This is a genomic window from Knoellia locipacati (genome assembly GCF_044791685.1).
In the GTDB taxonomy this organism is placed as follows: domain Bacteria; phylum Actinomycetota; class Actinomycetes; order Actinomycetales; family Dermatophilaceae; genus Knoellia; species Knoellia locipacati_A.
Genome location: NZ_CP087730.1, coordinates 344,042 through 362,478, shown reverse-complemented (window position 1 = coordinate 362,478; position 18,437 = coordinate 344,042). Strand labels below are relative to the sequence as shown.

Sequence of the window (18,437 nt, the reverse complement as noted above, 5' to 3'; positions counted from 1 at the left end):
GTCCGTCGCCTGCGACGGAAACGGTCAGAGGCCCTTGTAGCGCTCCCACCACGTGAACGGGACGCGGTAGCTCGTCGGGGTGTTGTCGGCCGCGTGGCTGGCGAGCCCGTTCCTGCCGATGTAGTAGTCGCAGACCTGGTCGCGGGCGACGTGGCCGCCGTCCTTCTGCCAGATGTCCGGGTCGCCGATCGCGACGGCGTGGACGTGGTAGCTGAAGCCCTGCGCCGGGGTCCGCAGCCACGCGGCGAAGCCCACGGTGCGCAGCGCCTTGACGAGCTGCCAGCGCTGCGTCGACGTCAGGCCCGACACCGAGATGTCGACGACGCCGCCACCGTCGTGGGTGCCCGCCGACGCGGAGACGCCTCCGGGGTTGTAGCTGCCCTGGCTGAGGCGGATCGCGAACGCCACCTTGGCGTCGGCGGCCGCGAGCATCTGGCGGGTGCGGTCGTTGACCCGCTTGCCGCCGTAGGACGAGAAACGGCTGCCGGTGCTGACCTTGTGGGCGACGGTGAAGCGGTTGGTGCCGAGCTTGGTGAGCGAGGTGACTCCGGGCAGGCCGTTGGCGTCGATGCCGGAGTAGCCGAGCCGGCGCTGCCACGTGGCGTAGGAGCTCGTGGTGCCGTTGCCGTACCAGCCGTCGACGGTGGTGCTGATGCTCTTCGCCCGCAGCGCCGACTGGACGAGCTTGGTCGAGGCGTTGTCGGACAGGCCGGCCCTGTCGCCGCAGCGTGGCTCGACCTGGGCAGCGGCGAGGACGCGAGCCATGTCGACGACGGGCAGGGCGGTCGTGGCCGTGGCCACGGTGGGCGCAGCGGCAGTCGGTGCCGCGGTCGGTGCGGCTGCGGCGGTGCCGAACGCCAGGGCGCCAGCGGCGGCGAGCGCGAGCGGCGCGGCGAGAGCCGACCTGCGGCCCACGAGAGTGCGGTTCATGAGAGTTCCCCTCCATACGGTCTGCGGGCGTGCCCGGCGGCTGTGCCGGCCCGACGCCGGTCGGCGCCGGTCGGCGCCCCCGCGACCGAAGGTAGGGCGACGCCGTGAGGAGGAGAATGGGGAGCACTCCCCGCCACGGAGGCACGAGGACGCGCCACGAGGCACCCGCTGGGCGCGGAGCTGCCGGGGGAGCACAGTTTGCTGTGCGAACATGGGGCACCGGCGCGTGAACCGCGTCGGCACGCGTCGTGCTACCGACGTGTCGCCAGAACGGAAGGACTGACCGTGAAGGGTCGCGTGCTCGTCGTCGACGACGATCTCGCTCTCGCGGAGATGCTCGGCATCGTGCTGCGCAACGAGGGGCTGGAGGTCAGCCACGTCGCCGACGGCAACGGGGCGCTCGCTGCGTTCCGCGAGGCTCGGCCGGACCTCGTGCTGCTCGACGTCATGCTCCCGGGCATCGACGGGCTCGAGGTCTGCCGCCGGATCCGCGCCGAGTCCGGTGTCCCCATCGTCATGCTCACCGCACGCACCGACACCATCGACGTCGTCGTCGGTCTCGAGTCCGGTGCCGACGACTACGTCGTCAAGCCGTTCAAGCCGCAGGAGCTCATCGCCCGCGTGCGTGCCCGCCTGCGCCGCGACAACGACGCCGAGCCCGAGCGCCTCACCATCGGCGACCTGACGATCGACGTCGCCGGCCACTCGGTCAAGCGCGACGGCGAGTCGCTCAGCCTCACGCCGCTCGAGTTCGACCTCCTCGTCGCCCTCGCGCGCAAGCCATGGCAGGTCTTCACCCGCGAAGTGCTCCTCGAGCAGGTCTGGGGCTACCGCCACGCCGGTGACACCCGCCTCGTCAACGTGCACGTCCAGCGCCTCCGGTCCAAGATCGAGAAGGACCCGGAGCGGCCCGAGATCGTCGTCACCGTGCGTGGCGTGGGCTACCGGGCCGGGCCGGCCTGACCATGTCGGGGACGCCGATCGCCAAAGCACCTGGCGCCGGGACGTCACCGTCACGCACGTCGTCACCGTCACCTGCGTCAGCTGAGTCACCCTCGGCCGCACCGGCGACGTCACCCACGCTGTCCGGCCACGTGCGGCACATCGGTGGCCGGGTCATGGACGTGCTGCGCGCCGTCTCCCGGCGCATCGTCGCCCTCGCGGCCGCCCTGATGCGCACGTGGCGCCGCTCGCTGCAGTTCCGCGTGGTCTCGACCACCGTGGTCCTCGGCATCGTGGTCGTCTCGCTGCTCGGGTCCTACCTCTACAACGAGATCGCGAGCGGGCTGCGCGACGACCGCGTCGCCACGAGCGAGTACGAAGCCCGGACGCTGACCCAGTCCGCGCAGACCCAGTGGGACAACACGACGGCGACCTCGGCCCAGGAGCTCAACCTCGTCGCGCTCGACATCATGAAGTCCACGCTGACGCCGGTGGGTCCCGAGCCCTCCCGCTACGTCGTCATGCTCCGCGGGGTCAAGAACTCCAACCCCACGGTGCTCGACTCGCTCGAGTCAGGTGGTGTCGGCCTCGCCGCCGTGACCCAGCCGATCCGGCAGGCCGTGGCCGAGGACCCGACCCGGCAGCACACGATGGTGAGCGACGTCCTCATCAACGGACGTCAGGTGCCGGCCGTGTTCGTGGGCACCGGTGTCGAGGTGCCGCGTGCGGGCCGCTACGACCTCTACTACATCTACCCGATGACGCAGGAGCTCCGGACGATGAGTCTGATCTCCACGGCGTTCGGCATCGCCGGCATCATCCTCACGGCGCTCGTCGGCGCTGTCGCGTGGGTGGTCACCAAGCAGGTGGTGTCTCCCGTCCGTCGGGCCGCCGAGGTGTCCGAGCGTCTCGCGTCGGGCAAGCTCAACGAACGTATGCCGTCCCGTGGCGAGGACGACCTGGCCCTCCTCGGCACGTCGTTCAACGCGATGGCCGACAGCCTCCAGTCGCAGATCCGCCAGCTCGAAGGGCTGAGCCGGGTCCAGCAGCGGTTCGTCTCCGACGTCTCGCACGAGCTGCGCACGCCGCTCACGACGATCCGAATGGCCGGTGACCTGCTCTACGACTCGCGTTCCGACTTCGACCCCGTCGTGAGCCGGTCCGCCGAGCTCCTCCAGGGCGAGCTCGACCGCTTCGAGCTGCTGCTGGCGGACCTGCTCGAGATCAGCCGGTTCGACGCCGGTGCGGCGGCCCTGGAGCTCGAGCCGATCGACCTTCGCGACATCGTCGAGGACGTCGTCGACGCGGCCCGGCCGCTGGCGGACCGGCGTGGCTCGACGATCCACGTCGTCGACTCCGGTCCGGTCGAGGCCGAGGTCGACGGACGCCGGGTGGAGCGCATCCTGCGCAACCTCGTCGTCAACGCGGTCGAGCACGGTGAGGGCAAGCCGGTCACCGTCCACCTGCGCGAGGGCGACGGGGCGGTCGCGGTGGTCGTCGAGGACCACGGGGTGGGCCTGCGCCAGGGGGAGGCGTCGATGGTCTTCAACCGGTTCTGGCGCGCCGACCCTGCCCGGGCCCGCACGACCGGCGGCACGGGCCTCGGGCTCTCCATCGCGCTCGAGGACGCCCGGCTCCACAACGGCTGGCTCCAGGCGTGGGGTGAGCCCGGTATCGGCTCGCGCTTCCGCCTCACGCTGCCGCAGAAGTCAGGGCACTCGCTGACCTCCTCGCCGCTCGCACTCTCGCCGGGGGAGCGGACGTGAGCCTGCGCGAGCGACGGCGTCACCGGCTGCGCCTCAGCGGGGTGCTGGTCCTGGTCGCCGCGCTCCTCAGCGCCTGCAGCGGGATCGGCAGTGACACCACGGTGCAGCCCGGGCTCGAGGTCCGCGGTGGCGACGTCCAGCCCGTGCGTGCGTTCTTCCCCGGGCCGGCCAGGGGGGCCACCCAGCGCGACATCGTGCTCGGCTTCGTCCGAGCGGGAGCAGCGAGCGACGGCAACTTCGACACGGCCCGCAGCTTCCTCACGCAGGACGGCGAGAAGGGCTGGAACCCCGAGGGCGAGGTCGTGCTCTACTCGGCCACCACGCCGCTGAACGTGACGAACCGGACCCCCGACGTCGCCGTCCTCTCCGGCCCGGTGGAGGCCTCGATCGGCACCGACGGCCGCTATGTCAACGCCGCGGGCGGCGCGACCCGTCGGCTCGAGTTCCAGTTCGCCCGCATCGACGGGCAGTGGCGAATCAGCAATGTCCCCAAGGGTTTTGGCCGCTGGATCACCACCTCGGACCTCGGGCGGCTCCTCCAGCCGTACTCCCTCCACTACCTCGCCTCAGACCGTCGGGCCCTCGTCCCCGACCGGCGCTGGTTCCCACCCGACCACCTCGCCACGCGACTCGCGCGAGCCCAGCTCTCCGACCCGCCGGCATACCTCGGTGACGCCGTGCGCAACGACATCCCGCGCGGTTCACGGCTCACCGCGGACTCCGTCTCGGTGACCGACGGGGTGGCGCGCGTCGACATCACCGGACGGGTCCCCACCGACAAGACCCAGCGCGAGAACGTCTGGGCCCAGCTCGTCTCGACCCTCCTGCAGGACCCGATGGTGCAGGGCGTCACCATCCGGGTGCGCGACGTCACGCTCGAGCTGCCCGACGTCGACCTCCCCGTGAGGACCATCGAGCAGGTGGGCTTCCCGGCCCCGCCCGTGGTGCCGCTGGGCCGGCCGCTCATCCGCAGGGGCGAGACGCTCTACCTCCTGCCGAGCACGAGCTTCATCGACAAGGACCCACAGGAGTCCGGCAACGTCGACATCGTCGAGGACTTCCACTCGCTCGCCCTGTCGGTCGACGGCTCCGACATCGCCGCCGTCGACCAGGACGGCTCCGGCCTGTCGCGCTTCCGCGGCGAGAACCGCTACGAGGTCCCGTTCTTCGGCACGAAGGTGGGCCACCCCGCCTACGACACGCGCAACTTCCTCTGGGTCGGAGGCATCGGTCTCGACGAGGACTCGGCCAAGCGCCTATGGGCCCACTCGGTCGCGGGTGACCCCGCCGCGCAACGGCTGCCGGCCGGGGTGGCCGTGGCCGCGGACTGGCTCTCGAAGCGCCGTGTGGTCGAGTCCAAGCCCTCGCCCTCCGGTGACCGCGTCGCCATCCTGCACACGGCCGAGAACGGCACCGACGCCCAGGTCGCGGTCTCGGGCGTGGCGCGCGGAGCCGGTGGCCAGCCGGTCCGGCTCGCCACGCCGCTGCGCCTCGGCTGGCACCTGCTCCGGCCCACCGGTCTGGTGTGGCTGTCGAACACGTCCGTGGCGACGCTCGCCCAGCGTGCGGGCACCACCGAGAAGCGGCGGCCCTACGTCCTCTCCATCGACGGTCAGGCGCAGGCGCTCGGTGAGACCCCACGGGGGATTTCGATCACCTCGGCGGGCGGGGAGCGCGACATCCTCGTTTCGAACTCGGACGGCACCGTGATCAGCCGGGCCGGCCAGCAGTGGCTCTCGCTCGGGCCGGGCACGGACGTCCTCGTCCCGACCCGCTGACGCACATCGGTCCACACCCCCGGCTCGGCACCGCAGTCGTCCACAGAGGCCCCTGAGCGGGCTGGCGCGGGCATCGCCACGGGCCCCAGTCTGCAGGGGTGCTCGCCGAGCTGCTCGACCTCGTCCTCCCGGCCACCTGCGCCCTGTGCCACCGGCCGGGCGGTCCGCTCTGCCCCTCGTGCCGCGACGCAGCCGGCGAGTGCCTCCACCCGTCACCTCGTCAGGCCATGCCCTCACCCCCACCACCCGGTATGCCGTCCTGCTGGGTCTCCGCGGAGGCGAGCGGTGCGCTGCGGGCGGTCGTCACGGCATACAAGGACGAAGGGCGGCGCGACCTCGACCGGACGCTGGCCGGCTGGCTCGCCCCCGCCCTCCGGGCGGCCGTGGGGGCGGACGTCGCGGCGCGTGAGGCGCTGCGGGGGAGAGGGCTGCTCGTCGTCCCGGTGCCCGGGTCGCCGCGGGCCCGTCGGCGACGCGGGGACGTGCCGCTCATGCCGCTCGTGACGCGCTCGGTCGAGGGCCTCGCGGGCCGCGCGACGGTGGCCGACGTGCTCCGACCGACGCGGGTCACGCGCGACCAGTCCACGCTCGACGCGGCCGCCCGCGCAGCCAACCTGGCGGGCGCGATGGTGGTGCGTGAGCGACAGGAGGGCGTCGTGAGGGGCAATGTCTGCGTGGTCGTCGACGACCTCGTGACGACCGGTGCGACCCTCGCCGAGGCGGCTCGGGCCCTGCGCGAGGCAGGTGCGAGTCGAGTCCTGGCGGCGGCGATCGGGGCCACGAGGAGACAGATCGAGGCTCGCGCGACATTGCCGGGGCCCCTCCCTTGAAAGGGTCTGGGGAGGGGTCTAACGTCATTGCATGAGACGCATCCTCCCCCGGAGGTGGTGCCGCCGCCCTTAGCCCTCGACAGGCATTCCAGGCACGCCCCCCGAACCAAGGAGGACAAGTGGACATCGTCGTCACCGGCCGTCACACGACCGTCTCGGACCGATTCCGGCAGCACATCGCAGAGAAGCTCGAGAAGGTTCAACAGCTGGCTCCGCGAACTCGCCGAATCGAGGTGGTTCTCAGTCACGAGGCGAACCGCCGACAGTCCAAGGCCTGCGACCGTGTGGAGATCACGTGTCACATCAAGGGTCCCGTCGTGCGAGCCGAGGCGTGCCAGGAGGACAAGTACGCCGCCCTCGACGTCGCCCTCGAGAAGCTCCTCGAACGCCTCCGCCGCAAGCACGACCGCACGGTCCGGCGCGGACGGCACCAGGAGTCCGTGGCCACGGCGACCGCGTTCGTGCCTCCGGAGCCCGAGACCGACAGTGACGCGTCGACCGACGACGACGGTGGCGCCTACGGCGACTCGCCGATCGAGGTCCGCGAGAAGGTCCACACCTCCGCCCCGATGACGCTCGACCAGGCCCTGCGCGAGATGGAGCTCGTGGGCCACGACTTCTACCTCTTCCACGACCTCGACACCGACAAGGCCAGCGTCGTCTACCGGCGGCGCGGCTGGTCCTATGGCGTCCTGCACCTCGACCTCAACGGCAGCGCGACCCACGTCGCCAGCGATGCCGAGGCGACCGCAGGTAGCCAGGCGGAGCGCGCAGCCGCGTCCTAGCACCTCACCCGGCTGAACCGGGCTAGTTGTGCGAAATTCGGACGGGGGCGGACCCACCGTGTCACTATTGCCACATGAGTCCGCCCCCCTATGAGCCGGGTTCACTGGCCTCATCCAATGGGGAGGTCAGCGAACGAATCCGCATAGTCATTGTTGATGACCACGACCTCTACCGACGTGGCATGCAGGCTGTCATCGGCCTCGAGCCCGACCTCGAGATCGTCGCGGAGGCAGCCTCCGGCGTTGAGGCCGTCGAGAAGGTCTTCGAGTACGACCCCGACGTCGTCCTGCTCGATGTCCGGATGCCTGGCAACAGCGGGATCGAGGCATGCATGGCCATCAAGGAGAAGGCGCCGCGCACCAAGATCCTCATCCTCACCGCGTCCGACGACGAGGCAGACCTCTTCTCGGCCATCAAGGCGGGGGCCAGCGGCTACCTGCTCAAGGACCTCCCGACGGAGCAGATCGCCCAGTCCGTCAGGCTGGCCCACGCAGGCCAGTCGATGATCCCGCCCCACATGGCCAGCCAGCTCATCGCAGAGTTCTCCCGGCTGAGCAACGAGCCGCCCAAGGACGCGGTCGGTGGTCCGCGCCTCACCGACCGTGAGCTCGAGGTCCTCTCGCTCGTGGCCAAGGGCAAGGCCAACAAGGAGATCGCGACCCAGCTGTTCATCAGCGAGAACACGGTCAAGAACCACGTCCGCAACATCCTCGAGAAGCTCCAGCTGCACTCGCGGGTCGAGGCTGCCCTCTACGCGATGCGCCGGAACCTCATCGAGCCCGAAGCCTGAGCCGCTCCGAGGGCGCGACCCGCGCGGCTGTCGGTGACGGCGGCCATGATGGGCGCATGCGACTCAGCACGATCGCCGCGCGACGGATCGCGCTCGCCGCACAGGGCTTCGGTGTCCCGCGCCCCGAGCCGTGGTCGTCGACCTCGCGTCACGTCCAGCGGGTCATCGACACCGTCGGCGTCGTGCAGATCGACAGTGTCAACGTCGTCTCGCGCAGCCACTACCTGCCGTTCTTCTCCCGCCTGGGTCCCTACGACCGCGACCTCGTCGACCGGGCCCGTGACCGCGCGCCGCGACGCCTCGTCGAGTTCTGGGCGCACGAGGCCTCGCTCGTCCCGCCCGCGACCTGGCCGCTGCTGACCTTCCGGATGCGCCGGGCGCTCGAGGAGTCCTGGGGTGGCATGCAGAGCGTGCAGCGCGAGCACCCCGAGCTCGTCGCCGCCGTCCTCGCCCAGGTCCGCTCTCGCGGCCCGATGACGAGCCGTCAGGTCGAGACCGCACTGGCCCACGACCTGCCGCGAGACCGTGAGCAGTGGGGCTGGAACTGGTCGCTCGTCAAGGCCGCGCTCGAGCACCTCTTCTGGTCGGGTGAGGTCAGCTCCGCCGGGCGCACGACGCAGTTCGAGCGCCGGTATGCCGTCCCCTCCCGCGTCCTTCCACCCCACCTTCGCGACGTGGCCGAGTCCGTCGACCTGCGGCCCACCGACGAGGAGGCGTTCGTCGAGCTCATCAGGATCTCGGCCCGCGCCCACGGGGTCGGCACCGAGCAGTGCCTGCGCGACTACTTCCGGCTCAGGCCCGAGCAGGCCGGCCCGGCCATCGCCACGCTCGTCGAGGCGGGCGAGCTGGTGCCGGTGACGATCGACGGGTGGAGGCGGCCGGCATACCTCGACCCGACCGCGAGACGACCACGACGCATCGCCGCGCGGGCGCTGCTCTCGCCGTTCGACTCGCTCATCTGGCAGCGCGACCGGACGAGCGCGCTGTTCGGCTTCGACTACCGCCTCGAGATCTACGTGCCCGAGGAGAAGCGCGTCCACGGCTACTACGTCCTGCCGTTCCTGCTCGGCGAGGACCTCGTGGCGCGGGTCGACCTCAAGGCCGACCGGATCGGTGGCCGGCTGCTCGCCCGCAGGATCACGTGGGAGCCCGGTCGCGGGGGAGTCGACGACACGCGTGAGCTGCACGAGGAGCTCGACCTCATGGCGCAGTGGCTCGGCCTCCCCGAGGTCGAGGTCGTGCCGCTCAGCGCCTGATTGGCCGTTGGGACCGCTCGCCGGTGACTTCCGTCCGAACGGGCAATCAGTCGAGAGAAGGTGTGAGCAGCTCCCAGTGGTCGGCCGGGCCGACCGAGCCGTCGGGTGCGGTGGCTGCCGCCTCGTGTCCCCACCGGCTGAAGCCGGTGGAGGTCAGGACCGCGTTGCTCGCCGCGTTGTCGGCGGCGGTCTCGGCGACGAGGCGTCGCAGGCCGAGGCCCCCGGCCCCACGTGCGGCGAAGGCGTGGCCCACGGCGAGGCGGGCGGCGATGCGGGCGGCGCCCCGGCCGCGGCCGCGGGGGTAGAGGAAGTAGCCGAGCTCGGCGGTGTCCCCGTCGGCCAGCGCCCCGTCGTGGACGAAGACGAGCACCTCACCGAGGGCGACATCGGACTCGGAATCGGCGACGCACCAGTTGACGCTCGCCCCGCGTGCCATGAAGAGGCGTCGCCGCATGAGCCAGTCGCCCCAGGTCTCGGCGGTCGGGATCGCGCGGGCCGGGACGAAGTGCGGTGGGTGGTCCGAGGACTCGATACTCTCGATGTCGCCGTCCCGCCACTCCCGCAGCCGTATGCCGTCCCCCTCCAGGACCGGCGGAGTGACCCACTCGGACCGGGGCTCCATCGGGTCGTCACGCCCCAGGCTGGCGAACCAGGCGTCGACGAGATGACCCTCACCGTGGGCCACGTGCTCGGGGAGGGTGGCGACGAACTCGAAGCCGGCGGCGCGGGCCGCGCCCCACGAGGCGAAGTTGCCGCGCTCGGCGTGCCAGTCGACCCGCTTCCCGCCGGCGTCGAACCAGAACTGGCAGACGAGCCTGAGCGTTCGGGCCATGAGGCCCCGGCCGCGGCCCTGCGGGTGCAGTCCGTAGCCGATCTCGGCGCGGCCTGCATCACGCGGTCGCAGGTCGATCGAGCCGAGGAACAACCCGTCGCCGTCGACCCCTGTGACCTCCTCGATGGCCCAGCGCTGGTCGCCGCCCTCGTCCCAGCCCTGCGCGATGTCCCGGAGCCACTCCCGGGCCATGTGCGCGGAGTAGCCACGCGGGACCTGGGTCCAGCGCAGGCTCTCGGGGTCGGTGCACTGATCCACGATCCGGTCGACGTCGGCCTCGCCGTGCGGACGGAGGCGGACGACGCCATCGGTGAGGATCGGCACGGAGTCGGGGAACGGCATACGGGATTTGACCACGGACGCGCCGAGGGCCGGAACCGAATAACCCGTGCGCCACGTTGGAGTGTGGTGCAGAGCCGCATCAGGTGCGGCCCGAGCCCATGGCTCGACTACCCTTGGCAGGTCTCGTGGAGTGTCACAGGGACGGCCGAGAACGACATTGTTGAACGAGGAGTCCTACCCGTGGTGAAGATCGTCGAGAAGCTGCTGCGCGCCGGTGAAGGCCGGATCGTCAAGAAGCTCGAGAACATCGCCGACCAGGTGAACGCGATCGAGGAGGACTTCGTCGCCATGAGCGACGAGGAGCTGCGCGGCATGACCGACGAGTTCCGGTCCCGCCTCGCCGACGGCGAGACCCTCGACGACATCCTCCCCGAGGCCTTCGCCGCGGTCCGCGAGGCGGGCAAGCGCACCCTCGGCAAGCGGCACTTCGATGTCCAGCTCATGGGTGGCGCCGCGCTGCACATGGGCAACGTCGCCGAGATGAAGACCGGTGAGGGCAAGACGCTCGTCGCCACGCTGCCGTCCTACCTCAACGCCATCGAGGGCAAGGGCGTCCACGTCGTCACCGTCAACGACTACCTCGCCGAGTACCAGGCCGAGCTCATGGGTCGCGTCCACCGCGCCCTCGGCCTCGAGACCGGTGTCATCCTCGCGAGCATGACGCCGGACCAGCGTCGCGAGCAGTACGCGAAGGACATCACCTACGGCACCAACAACGAGTTCGGCTTCGACTACCTGCGCGACAACATGGCGTGGTCGACCGACGAGCTCGTGCAGCGCGGCCACAACTTCGCCATCGTCGACGAGGTCGACTCGATCCTCATCGACGAGGCCCGCACGCCGCTCATCATCTCGGGGCCGGCCGACCAGCCGACGAAGTGGTACGGCGAGTTCGCCAAGGCCGTGCAGCACCTCGAGCGCGGCGAGGGTGGCGACCAGATGCGCGGCATCCCGAGCCGTGGTGACTACGAGGTCGACGAGAAGAAGAAGACCGTCGGCGTCCTCGAGCCCGGCATCGAGAAGATCGAGGACTACCTCGGCATCGACAACCTCTACGAGTCCTCCAACACCCCGCTCATCGGCTACCTCAACAACGCGATCAAGGCCAAGGAGCTGTTCACCCGCGACAAGGACTACGTCGTCATGGACGGCGAGGTGCTCATCGTCGACGAGCACACCGGTCGCATCCTCAAGGGCCGCCGCTACAACGAGGGCATGCACCAGGCCATCGAGGCCAAGGAGGGGGTGACGATCCAGAACGAGAACCAGACCCTCGCGACGATCACCCTCCAGAACTACTTCCGCATGTACGACAAGCTCTCGGGCATGACGGGTACGGCCATGACCGAGGCCGCCGAGCTCAACTCGATCTATAAGCTCGGTGTCGTGCCGATCCGCACGAACCGCCCCATGGTTCGCAGGGACCAGGCCGACCTCGTCTACCGGACCGAGGAGGCCAAGTACACCGCCGTCGTCGACGACATCGTTGCGCGCCACGAGAAGGGCCAGCCGGTCCTCGTCGGCACCGTGAGCGTCGAGAAGAGCGAGTACCTCTCCGAGCAGCTGCGCCGCCGCGGCATCAAGCACGCCGTCCTCAACGCCAAGCACCACGAGCGTGAGGCTGCGATCGTCGCCGACGCCGGCCTCAAGGGCGCCGTCACGGTCGCCACCAACATGGCCGGTCGAGGCACCGACATCATGCTCGGTGGCAACCCCGAGTTCATGGCCGTCGGCGCGCTCAAGGACCGTGGGCTCGACCCGGTCGAGACGCCGGACGAGTACGAGGCCGCGTGGGACGCCGCCCTCGAGGCGGCGGAGGGCAAGGTCGCGACCGAGCACGAGGAGGTCACCGACCTCGGTGGTCTCTACGTCCTCGGCACCGAGCGGCACGAGTCGCGCCGCATCGACAACCAGCTGCGAGGTCGTTCCGGCCGTCAGGGTGACCCGGGCGAGTCCCGCTTCTACCTGTCCCTCCAGGACAACCTCATGCGGCTGTTCAACGCCGGCATGGTCGACCGGGTCATGAGCTCCACCGGTATGGAGGACGACACCCCGATCGAGTCGAAGATGGTGTCGCGGTCCATCGCTTCCGCCCAGAGCCAGGTCGAGGCCCAGAACTTCGAGATCCGCAAGAACGTCCTCAAGTACGACGACGTCCTCAACCGTCAGCGCACCGTCATCTACGAGGAGCGGCGCCGCGTCCTCGAGGGTGAGGACCTGCACGAGCAGATGCGCTTCTTCGTCAACGACGTCGTCTCGGGCTACGTCGACGCCGAGACCGCCGAGGGCTTCCCCGAGGACTGGGACCTCGACCGGCTGTGGACCGCGATCAAGGCGCTCTACCCGATCTCGCTCACGCAGGAGCAGGTCGTCGAGGCTGCCGGCGGGCGCTCCGGCCTCAACGCGGACACCCTCAAGGAGGAGATCCTCTCCGACGCGCACCACGCCTACGACGCTCGCGAGGAGGCGCTCGGCAGCGAGGTCATGCGCGAGGTGGAGCGGCGCGTCATGCTCTCCGTCCTCGACCGCAAGTGGCGTGAGCACCTCTACGAGATGGACTACCTCCAGGAGGGCATCGGCCTGCGTGCCATGGCCCAGCGCGACCCGCTGGTCGAGTACCAGCGCGAGGGCTTCCAGCTGTGGCAGGCCATGAACGAGTCGGTGAAGGAGGAGGCCGTCGGTCTCGTCTTCCACGTCGACGTCCAGGTGGACCAGCCGACCACCCCGCAGGTGGCGACCGCGCCGCAGCACGTGTCCGACATGTTCGGCGGGCTGGCGGGTTCGGGCGGGATGCAGGAGCCTGAGGCTGCGGCCGCCGAGGCTGCCCCTCACGTCGAGGTCGCCGGTGTGGGCGTGGAGCGCCCGCGCCAGCCCGCGCAGCTGCACTACACCGCGCCGTCGGAGTCCGGCGAGGTCATCGAGCGTGACGTCGCGGCCGGGGCGAGCAGCAACGGCAGCGGTCGCGGCGGGCTCACCGCCGAGCAGCTGGCGAACACGCCGAGGAACGCGTCGTGCCCCTGCGGCTCGGGTAAGAAGTTCAAGATGTGCCACGGCAAGGACGCCTGAGCCGCAGGGTTCAGCAGCCGAGGTCCGACGAGATCGGGCGGAGTGTCGAGGATCCCCGCGATCCCGAGCACTTTGCCCGATCTCGTCGTCCTGACGGCCCCCGGTCGGTCGACGGCGTCGCTCACGTCGTGGGATGGCGGCGGACTCGGGAGAGCGGCGGGTCCAGCTCGGGGGAGCGGCAGGTTCGGACTCGCGAGGGCGGCGGTTCCAGCTCGGGGCGCGGCGGGTTCGGGCTCGCGAGGGCGGCGGGTCAGCCGATCTGCAGCGCCTCGACGCGCCAGCGGCCGTCCTGCCCGGCGAGGCGCACCGCCATGGCGCGAACGCGAGCACCCTCGGTGACGACGACGCTGCACTCGGCGACCCCGTCCGCGGGTTCGCACACGTGGACCGAGCGGACCAGCGCCCGGGTGGCGCTCGCGCGCGCGCCGGAGGCGCGGCGGCGGGCGGCGAGGGCTCCGCGACGGGCGACGACGGCATACACCTGGGGTGTCGTCCAGCGGACGACCTGGGCCGCCGGGCGCAGTCCGGACATCACCTCGACGATCGCCTGAGCGATCTGGGCGGCCCACGCTTCGGGCTCGGGAAGGTCTGCTCGCGCAGTGCTCTGCGGGCCGAACATCTGCTCGTCGCTGGCTGAGGCGAGGTCCACGGCGAGCGCGTCCTGGATGTAGCCCGGGTGCCCCAGGGAGTCGGCCGACCGCTGCATGGCCTCGACGAGCGGGATGGCCGGTGGGCGTCGGCTCGTCGGGGAGTGGACGGTGACGGGTCGGAGGTGCGACGTCACGGACGGGCTCATCGGTGGGCACCTTCGTTCTGGCGGGAGTCGGGGACACGCAGGACCTGGCCGGGGAGGAGGAGGTCGGGATCGTCGCCGATCCGGTCGCGGTTCGCGGCGTACCACTGGGGCCAGGCGTGGGCGATCTCGGCGTCGACGGCGTCCGGGCCGAGGTGCCGGGCGGCGATCGACCAGAGGGAGTCCCCACGGTGGACGACGACCTCGTGGTCGGTGAAGGACCGTCCGCGGGTACCGAGCAGCCCCGGGTCGGCCTGCGGGCGCACACGCGGGGCCCGGGGCGTGAAGCCGGGGTGAGGAGGCGCCACCTGGGTGCCCGAAGGGGCAGGCGTGGGAGCGGAAGTGGCCCCCGGCACCGCGTCGGTGCGGGCGCCCGCCTCGGCACCGGTCGGCACGAAGCCGGGGTCCGCCGGGAGGCCGAGCCCGGCCGACGGGTCTGCCGAGCCGAAGCCCGAGCCCGTCGGCACGAAGCCCGGGTCCGCCCAGAGGGAGCCCGGGTCGGCCGGCACGAAGCCCGGGTCGGCCGGCATGAAGCCCGGGTCGGCCGGCACACCGAGCCCGGCCGACGAGCCTGCGGGGACGAAGCCCGGGTCGGCCGGCATACGCACATCCGACGGCGCGTCGGCGGGGACCGCGACCGCGTGGGCCGCCCGTGAGCCGGCGACGGCCTGGGACGGACCGCCCGCGACGCCGACGCCCACGCCCAGGACGAACGCCGCGACCCGGCGAGCAAGAGCCGGCGTGAGCCGGTGGGCCCAGCGCCCGGCTGTTTGACCCAGCCGGCCCGGTGCGTGCGACAGGACCTCGAGAACGACGCCGAGCCCCAGCCACCCCGCGATCCCCACCGCGAGGGTCGCGATGGTGAGGGCCAGGAGCTCGTCGGTCGAGGCGGGCCCGGGCGCGTCGACCTGGGCGTGAGCCGTGAGCCACGCGAGGGCCAGCAGCCACGAGGCGCCCACGACGACGACGGTCGCCGTCGCACCGACGGCGGCCACGCGTGCCACGCGGGTGAGCGATCTGCGAGGAGAGCTCGCCGTATGCCGTTTGAGGCCGTTTGGTGCAGTTTGCATGAGATTGACGGTATTTCATGTCTTTCGGTGGCGCAACAGGAACAGTGGCGCCCAGCGCCCTAGGCTCCCCGCATGCGGTGGGACCAGCTCTTCGACGACCTCGAGGCCCAGCTCGATGCCGAGGAGCGTCGAGACCGTGACTCCGAGGTGGCGGACCGGACGCGGCGCGAGCGGGCGAACGTCGAGCTCGCAGCCCGGTTCGTGGCAGCCTTGGGTGCGTCCCTGCGCCTGCGGCTGGTCACCGGGGCCGAGGTCCAGGGCGAGCTGGTCGACGTCGGTGAGGACTGGCTGCTCGTCCGGCTCGCGTCCGGTCGAGAGGCTGTCATCCCGGCAGCTGTCGTCACGGGCGTGGTGGGGCTGCCGCTGCGCGCGTCGTCGGCCCGGACGGCTCGGCGGTTCGGCCTCGGCTACGCCCTGCGCGGGCTCTCGCGGGACCGTGCCCCGGTGGCGGTCACCGACACCAGTGGCCACGTCGTCACCGGGACGATCGATGTCGTCGGTGCCGACTTCGTGGACCTCGCCGAGCACGAGCTGGGGGAGAGTCGGCGCACCGAGAACGTCAGGAGCCGCCAGACCGTGCCCTTCGGGGCCGTGGTCGTCGTCGAGGCACGCTGAGCCGAGCCGCGCGCGAGGTCCGGCGGCGGGTCAGTCGTCGCCGTTGGCGCGGACGAAGTCCCGGGTCTGCGAGTACATCCGCTGGATGTAGTCCTCGAGCACGGTGGTCTCGACGCGCCACTGGCCCCGGCCGCCGATCTTGATCGCGGGCAGCTCGCCCGAGCGCACGAGCGCGTAGGCCTGCGCCGAGGAGATGTCGAGGATCTCGGACACCTCGGTGAGCGGGATGAACCGCTTGGCCACGGGCTTGCTCCTCAGGTGGTTCCGGTCGGGCGTGCGCGTTCGGGTGCGCGTCGATCCAGTCTGCCACGCACGGTCGGCGCCACCGAGGCGCTCGTCCACAGAGCGCGCGCGTCGGCGACGTTGTCCACAGGCGCCGGCGCTCGACGGGCGGCAGGTCTCCCGGTGGGCCACAATCTGTGACGGGGGAGGGACGTGCTGATCCGTCGGGCCCTGCCCCGACCGCCGAGTTCCCACGACACGGAGCATCCCGATGAGCGACCTGCCCACGCCCACCGCCCAGCGACTGCGCGCACCCTCCTGGCGCGACAGCCGACTCCTCGTCGGCCTGCTCCTCGTGCTCGCCTCGACCGCCATCGGTGCCTACGTCGTGAGCCGTGCGGACGACCGCGTCCCGATGTATGCCGCGAAGTCCGGTCTCATGGCCGGGCAGCCACTCACCGCCGAGGACGTGGTGCGCGTCGACGTCCAGCTGGGTGACGCCGGCAGCGACTACGTCGGCGCGGACGCAGGGCTGCCGGCCGAGCACGTCGTCCTGCGGGAGGTGCGAGCCGGTGAGCTCATCCCGCTCTCCGCGGTGGGCCCGCGCGCGCAGGCCACGAGCCAGCCGGTGGCCCTGCAGGTCCACGCCACCTCGGCGTCGACCCTCGAGAAGGGGTCGGTCGTCGACGTCTACGTCAACCGTCCCTCGGCGCCCGCCCGGGGCAGCGTCGGGACGGAGTCGTTCGAGGGTCCCGAGCTCGCGCTCGAGGGCGTCACCGTCGTCGCGGTGTCCAAGGACGACGGGGTCATGGGTGGCTCGGGCGACACCAGGCCGGTGCAGGTCATGGTCCCCAAGGACAAGGTGCAGTCGCTCGTCGGCGACGTCGACCTCGGCGCCAAGATCACCCTCGTCGCCGTTCCCGGCGCGATCGGAGCGCGGGCCTCATGACCACCGGCGTCATCACGGGGGTCTCCCACCACCACGAGCAGGAGCTCGTCACGGCGGTGGACTCGTCGTCCGGCGTGGCGGTCGTGCGCCGCTGTGCCGACGTCGCCGAGCTGCTGTCGACCGGCGCCTCCGGGGTGGCCGACGTCGCCGTCGTCTCGGCGGACTTCCGCGGCCTCGACCGGGACGCCCTGCGTCACCTCGCCGGCCACGGGGTCCGCGTCGCGGGACTCGTCGCGGCAGGGGACGACGTGGGTGAGGCCCGACTGCGCCAGCTTGGCGTGGGCACCCTCCTGCGGCCGGGCACCGAGCCCGACGAGATCGCCCGCACCCTCGTCGACCTCGCCGAGGGCGGCGCGGCGACGGGTCCACGCGCGCCGGGAGCGAGCGGCGGACCCGGTAGGCCGGGTGGACCTGCCGGGCCCGGAGGATGGACGGCTGCGATGCCCCCCTCGACGGTGAGCGACGAGGACCTCACGCGGTGGCTCGATGGCGGCTCCCCGGGAGGGCCCGCGGGGACGGCGTCGGACCCGTGGTCGAACGGTACGCACGCGGGACCCGGGTCGGGCGACGAGGACGGGCATCTCGACGGCGGGCCGACCCGCGCGCCCATCACCGCGGTGTGGGGACCGACCGGCTCGCCGGGCCGCACCACGCTCGCCGTCACGATGGCGTCGGTGCTCGCGAGCCGGGGTGTCCGGACGCTCCTCGTCGACCTCGACACCTGGGGCGCCAGCATCGCGCAGGCGCTCGCCCTCATCGACGAGGCACCCGGGGTGGCGGCCGCTGCCCGGGCCTCCGAGCAGGGCACCCTCGACAGTGCCTCCCTGTCGCGCGTGGCACCCGAGGTGACGTCCGGGCTCCGGGTGCTGACCGGCATACCGAAGCCGGAGAGGTGGCCCGAGCTCCGGGCCGCGGCGGTCGAGGACGTCCTCGAGAAGTCGCGCGCGCTCGTCGGCCACGTCGTCGTCGACTGCGGGTTCTCGATCGAGGACGACGAGGAGCTGAGCTACGACACCGCGGCCCCACGCCGCAACGCGACGACGCTCACCGCCCTCGAGTGCGCCGACAGCCTCGTCGTCGTGGGGTCAGCCGACCCGATCGGGCTCCAACGGCTCGTCCGGGCCGTCCAGGACGTCGGCGTCGTGCCCTCACCGGAGCCGGTCGTCGTCGTCAACAAGGTCAGGGCGTCGGCGACCGGGTCGAAGCCGGAGCAGGCCATCGCCGAGGTGCTCGGGCGCTTCGCCGGCCTCGAGGACCCGATCTTCGTGCCGTGGGCGCCCGAGGAGTGCGACGCCGCCCTGCTGGCCGGCCGCAGCCTCGTCGAGCAGGCGCCCGACTCTGCGGTGACGCGTGCGAACGGTCGCGTCGTCGAGGCGGTGAGCCCCGAACTCGCCGCGGGTGCGACGCGGAGCGGGCGTCGGTCCCGCGGTCGCCGGCTCGGTCTGCCCTCGCGCCGCGCCCGGTGAGCCC

16 protein-coding genes are annotated in these 18,437 nt (G+C 71.6%); 11 read left to right on the top strand and 5 right to left on the bottom strand.

What is annotated here, in order from left to right; translation table 11 throughout:
* Positions 1–24: 24 nt before the first annotated feature.
* Complete coding sequence (locus LL946_RS01675) at positions 25–930, bottom strand: peptidoglycan-binding protein (protein WP_404384132.1); 906 nt, start codon at positions 928–930, stop codon at positions 25–27.
* Positions 931–1,215: 285 nt separating this feature from the next.
* On the opposite strand from LL946_RS01675, the gene mtrA reads away from it, so the two are divergent.
* The 7 genes from mtrA to LL946_RS01640 all read left to right on the top strand — a co-directional run bounded on the left by mtrA (position 1,216) and on the right by LL946_RS01640 (position 9,078).
* Positions 1,216–1,893, top strand: coding sequence for an MtrAB system response regulator MtrA (gene mtrA, locus LL946_RS01670; RefSeq protein ID WP_404384130.1), 678 nt, complete (start codon positions 1,216–1,218; stop codon positions 1,891–1,893).
* Between the two features lie 131 nt (positions 1,894–2,024).
* Positions 2,025–3,638 carry an MtrAB system histidine kinase MtrB gene (mtrB, locus tag LL946_RS01665; RefSeq protein WP_404384128.1) on the top strand — a complete coding sequence of 538 codons (1,614 nt, stop codon included), beginning with the start codon at positions 2,025–2,027 and terminating at the stop codon, positions 3,636–3,638.
* A complete protein-coding gene (locus LL946_RS01660; protein ID WP_404384126.1) occupies positions 3,635–5,416 on the top strand; it encodes a GerMN domain-containing protein in 1,782 nt (593 codons plus the stop codon). Before mtrB ends, LL946_RS01660 begins: the two co-directional genes overlap by 4 nt.
* A 98-nt stretch (positions 5,417–5,514) precedes the next feature.
* The gene (locus LL946_RS01655) at positions 5,515–6,246 is read left to right on the top strand and encodes a ComF family protein (RefSeq protein WP_404384124.1); all 732 of its coding nucleotides are present in this window, start codon (positions 5,515–5,517) and stop codon (positions 6,244–6,246) included.
* 119 nt (positions 6,247–6,365) lie between these two features.
* Positions 6,366–7,031: a ribosome hibernation-promoting factor, HPF/YfiA family gene (gene hpf / locus LL946_RS01650; protein ID WP_404384122.1), complete on the top strand. Its 666-nt coding sequence runs from the start codon at positions 6,366–6,368 to the stop codon at positions 7,029–7,031.
* Between the two features lie 182 nt (positions 7,032–7,213).
* Entirely contained in the window at positions 7,214–7,822 is a 609-nt protein-coding gene (locus LL946_RS01645) for a LuxR C-terminal-related transcriptional regulator (RefSeq protein ID WP_404384120.1), read from the top strand.
* A 56-nt stretch (positions 7,823–7,878) separates the two neighbouring features.
* Positions 7,879–9,078 carry a winged helix-turn-helix domain-containing protein gene (locus LL946_RS01640; protein WP_404384118.1) on the top strand — a complete coding sequence of 400 codons (1,200 nt, stop codon included), beginning with the start codon at positions 7,879–7,881 and terminating at the stop codon, positions 9,076–9,078.
* Between the two features lie 46 nt (positions 9,079–9,124).
* Here LL946_RS01640 and LL946_RS01635 read toward each other — a convergent pair whose 3' ends face one another.
* Positions 9,125–10,267: a GNAT family N-acetyltransferase gene (locus LL946_RS01635; RefSeq protein ID WP_404384116.1), complete on the bottom strand. Its 1,143-nt coding sequence runs from the start codon at positions 10,265–10,267 to the stop codon at positions 9,125–9,127.
* Positions 10,268–10,432: 165 nt separating this feature from the next.
* Between LL946_RS01635 and secA the strand changes: the two genes are divergently transcribed.
* Positions 10,433–13,318 (top strand): preprotein translocase subunit SecA, encoded by a 2,886-nt coding sequence (gene secA, locus LL946_RS01630; RefSeq protein WP_404384114.1) that lies wholly within the window; start codon positions 10,433–10,435, stop codon positions 13,316–13,318.
* Positions 13,319–13,568: 250 nt separating this feature from the next.
* On the opposite strand, the gene LL946_RS01625 is transcribed toward secA, so the two are convergent.
* Both LL946_RS01625 and LL946_RS01620 read right to left on the bottom strand, forming a co-directional pair.
* A complete protein-coding gene (locus LL946_RS01625; protein WP_404384112.1) occupies positions 13,569–14,114 on the bottom strand; it encodes an Rv3235 family protein in 546 nt (181 codons plus the stop codon).
* Complete coding sequence (locus LL946_RS01620; RefSeq protein WP_404384110.1) at positions 14,111–15,181, bottom strand: LysM peptidoglycan-binding domain-containing protein; 1,071 nt, start codon at positions 15,179–15,181, stop codon at positions 14,111–14,113. The genes LL946_RS01625 and LL946_RS01620 overlap by 4 nt, the downstream gene beginning before the upstream one ends.
* A 72-nt stretch (positions 15,182–15,253) precedes the next feature.
* On the opposite strand from LL946_RS01620, the gene LL946_RS01615 reads away from it, so the two are divergent.
* A complete protein-coding gene (locus tag LL946_RS01615; protein WP_404384109.1) occupies positions 15,254–15,796 on the top strand; it encodes a hypothetical protein in 543 nt (180 codons plus the stop codon).
* A 30-nt stretch (positions 15,797–15,826) separates the two neighbouring features.
* Here LL946_RS01615 and LL946_RS01610 read toward each other — a convergent pair whose 3' ends face one another.
* The gene (locus LL946_RS01610) at positions 15,827–16,039 is read right to left on the bottom strand and encodes a helix-turn-helix domain-containing protein (RefSeq protein WP_404384107.1); all 213 of its coding nucleotides are present in this window, start codon (positions 16,037–16,039) and stop codon (positions 15,827–15,829) included.
* Between the two features lie 250 nt (positions 16,040–16,289).
* Between LL946_RS01610 and LL946_RS01605 the strand changes: the two genes are divergently transcribed.
* On the top strand, positions 16,290–16,967 hold the full coding sequence (locus tag LL946_RS01605) for a hypothetical protein (protein WP_404384105.1): 678 nt from the start codon (positions 16,290–16,292) through the stop codon (positions 16,965–16,967).
* Positions 16,964–18,433 (top strand): CpaE family protein, encoded by a 1,470-nt coding sequence (locus LL946_RS01600; RefSeq protein ID WP_404384103.1) that lies wholly within the window; start codon positions 16,964–16,966, stop codon positions 18,431–18,433. Before LL946_RS01605 ends, LL946_RS01600 begins: the two co-directional genes overlap by 4 nt.
* Positions 18,434–18,437: the final 4 nt, after the last annotated feature.

What these genes read in the sequence shown, in the direction of transcription:
- LL946_RS01675 (WP_404384132.1), bottom strand. Translation starts at nt 930, where the DNA reads ATGAACCGCACTCTCGTGGGCCGCAGGTCGGCTCTCGCCGCGCCGCTC.
- LL946_RS01645 (WP_404384120.1), top strand. Translation starts at nt 7,214, where the DNA reads ATGCAGGCTGTCATCGGCCTCGAGCCCGACCTCGAGATCGTCGCGGAG.
- LL946_RS01640 (WP_404384118.1), top strand. Translation starts at nt 7,879, where the DNA reads ATGCGACTCAGCACGATCGCCGCGCGACGGATCGCGCTCGCCGCACAG.
- LL946_RS01625 (WP_404384112.1), bottom strand. Translation starts at nt 14,114, where the DNA reads ATGAGCCCGTCCGTGACGTCGCACCTCCGACCCGTCACCGTCCACTCC.
- LL946_RS01620 (WP_404384110.1), bottom strand. Translation starts at nt 15,181, where the DNA reads ATGCAAACTGCACCAAACGGCCTCAAACGGCATACGGCGAGCTCTCCT.
- LL946_RS01615 (WP_404384109.1), top strand. Translation starts at nt 15,254, where the DNA reads ATGCGGTGGGACCAGCTCTTCGACGACCTCGAGGCCCAGCTCGATGCC.
- LL946_RS01605 (WP_404384105.1), top strand. Translation starts at nt 16,290, where the DNA reads ATGAGCGACCTGCCCACGCCCACCGCCCAGCGACTGCGCGCACCCTCC.
- LL946_RS01600 (WP_404384103.1), top strand. Translation starts at nt 16,964, where the DNA reads ATGACCACCGGCGTCATCACGGGGGTCTCCCACCACCACGAGCAGGAG.